At 64.4% G+C, this 2,222-nt stretch carries 3 protein-coding genes; all 3 read left to right on the plus strand.

Annotation, left to right across the window (positions count from 1 at the left end):
* Nucleotides 1–124: 124 nt before the first annotated feature.
* Nucleotides 125–937 (plus strand): alpha/beta fold hydrolase, encoded by an 813-nt coding sequence (locus ACT4OC_RS07440; protein WP_444838328.1) that lies wholly within the window; start codon nucleotides 125–127, stop codon nucleotides 935–937.
* A 24-nt stretch (nucleotides 938–961) separates the two neighbouring features.
* A complete protein-coding gene (locus ACT4OC_RS07445; protein ID WP_444838329.1) occupies nucleotides 962–1,483 on the plus strand; it encodes a DUF309 domain-containing protein in 522 nt (173 codons plus the stop codon).
* 98 nt (nucleotides 1,484–1,581) lie between these two features.
* On the plus strand, nucleotides 1,582–2,222 hold a 641-nt coding region (locus ACT4OC_RS07450), incomplete at its 3' end, for an enoyl-CoA hydratase-related protein (protein WP_444838330.1).

Genomic DNA, 2,222 nt, shown 5'->3' on the forward strand with positions numbered 1-2,222 from the left:
GTTGCGGGGCGGGGGGCCCCCCCCCCTGTTACCCCTGTTCTTTGGGTGTTTTGGGGCCGCGGCGCCCGGGGGCCCGACGCCGTGGAGATAGCAGCGTCTCGATGACAATCGGACTGCCAACAACATGATCCTCTCCCCCACCGGCTTCCTGCGCATCGATTCGTCCGATCTCGAATACCGAATGATCGGCCCCGCGCCGGACGCCGCGCCGACCATCGTGATGCTGCATGAAGGGCTCGGCTCGGTCGGCCTTTGGGGTGATTTTCCCGACAAGCTGCAGGCCGCCACCGGCTGCGGTGTCTTCGCCTATTCCCGCGCCGGCTACGGCAACTCCAGCCCGGTAACGCTGCCGCGCCCGCTCGACTACATGCACGTCGAAGCGTTCGACGTGTTGCCGAAGGTGCTCGAGACAATCGGATTCCGCCGAGGACTATTGCTGGGCCATTCCGACGGTGCCTCGATCGCGGCGGTCTATGCCGGCTCGCGCCAGGATCACCGCGTGCAGGGACTCGTGCTGATCGCCCCGCATTTCATCGTCGAGGACGTTTCGGTGAAATCCATCGCCGAGATCAAGCGAGCCTACGAGACGTCAGACCTGAAGGCCAGGCTCGCGCGCTGGCACAGGGACGTGAACAACGCCTTCTACGGCTGGAACCGCGCCTGGCTCGACCCGAAATTCCGTGAGTGGGACATTTCCGAATATCTCGCCTACATCCGCGTGCCGGTCGCGATCGTCCAGGGCGAGCGCGACCAGTATGGGACGATGCGGCAGGTCGAGATCGCCCGCGAAGAATGCTATTGTCCCGTCGATGCGACCGTTGTCCCGGGGGCGGGCCATTCGCCGCATCGGGAGGCGCCGGGGGCTACGCTTGATGCGATCGGGGAGTTCGCAAGCGCGGTGTTGCGCGACGAAGGCTCGCAGGGGCGGGCCGCCTGAGGCATTCCATGAAGGGCTGCGTCGATGAGTTCGCAGCCGTCCCCGGCCGATCTGCCGCTGCCGCAATGGGCCTACGTGCCCGGCGAGATGACCGAGGACGACGCCGATCACGACACGCTGTGGAAGGCGAAATCGCTGGTGCCCGCGCGCTTCCGCGACTACGTGCCGGCGCGCCATCCGGCTTTGCGCTACGGCATGATGCTCAACGACCGCGGCTATTTCTGGGAATCGCAGGAGGTGCTGGAAGCGGTGTGGGCCGCCGCACCGCAAGGCGGCCGCGAGCGCATCCTGCTGCGCGCCTGCATCCAGATCGCCAATGCGAATTTGAGGCTGCGCATGCAGAAGCCGCATGCCGCGGCCCGATTGTTCAATGAGGCCTTGGGCGAGCTGAACACGCTCTTTGCTCGCAAGGCCGCGGCGGCAGGGGACGGCTTTGCCGATGGCTTCCCCACGGCCGAGCTGGCGACCCTGCTGAAGGCGAAAACGGCCAAATCCGAACTCACCAAGGCCGACTGGGTCGCCTTTTCCGCCATCGGTCGAACATGAACCAAAGTGCATATTTTTGATTTTTTGGACTAGACGCATCCAAAAACATGCACTATTATGCATCTAAGCATTAACACAAAGCACTAGGGGTGAGGCCCATGGCCGGCGAAGATCGCGTGCTCGCGGGCGGCGCGAAGTACATCGATTTCCAGACCGATCCTTCCCGTTACAAGCACTGGAAGCTCGACGTGAATGGCGATGTCGCAACCCTCACCATGGACGTCGACGAGAACGGCGGCCTGTTCGAGGGCTACCAGCTCAAGCTCAATTCCTACGACCTCGGCGTCGACATCGAGCTGGCGGATGCCGTGCAGCGGCTTCGCTTCGAGCATCCCGAGGTGAAAGTGGTGGTGATGCGCTCGGGCAAGAACCGCGTGTTCTGCGCCGGCGCCAACATCCGCATGCTGGCGGGCTCCACCCACGCCCACAAGGTCAACTTCTGCAAGTTCACCAACGAGACCCGCAACGGCATCGAGGATTCCTCGGAAAATTCCGGCCAGCGCTTCATCACCGTGGTCAACGGCACCGCGGCAGGCGGCGGCTATGAGCTGGCGCTCGCCACCGATCACATCATCCTGGCCGATGACGGCTCGGCCGCCGTTTCGCTTCCCGAAGTGCCGCTGCTCGCGGTGCTGCCGGGCACCGGCGGGCTGACGCGCGTCGTCGACAAGCGCAAGGTGCGCCGCGACCACGCCGATTTCTTCTGCACCATCGAGGAAGGCATCAAGGGCAAGCGCGC

Source organism: Bradyrhizobium sp., from assembly GCF_052389815.1.
GTDB lineage: Bacteria > Pseudomonadota > Alphaproteobacteria > Rhizobiales > Xanthobacteraceae > Bradyrhizobium.

What these genes read in the sequence shown, in the direction of transcription:
- ACT4OC_RS07440 (WP_444838328.1), top strand. Translation starts at nt 125, where the DNA reads ATGATCCTCTCCCCCACCGGCTTCCTGCGCATCGATTCGTCCGATCTC.
- ACT4OC_RS07445 (WP_444838329.1), top strand. Translation starts at nt 962, where the DNA reads ATGAGTTCGCAGCCGTCCCCGGCCGATCTGCCGCTGCCGCAATGGGCC.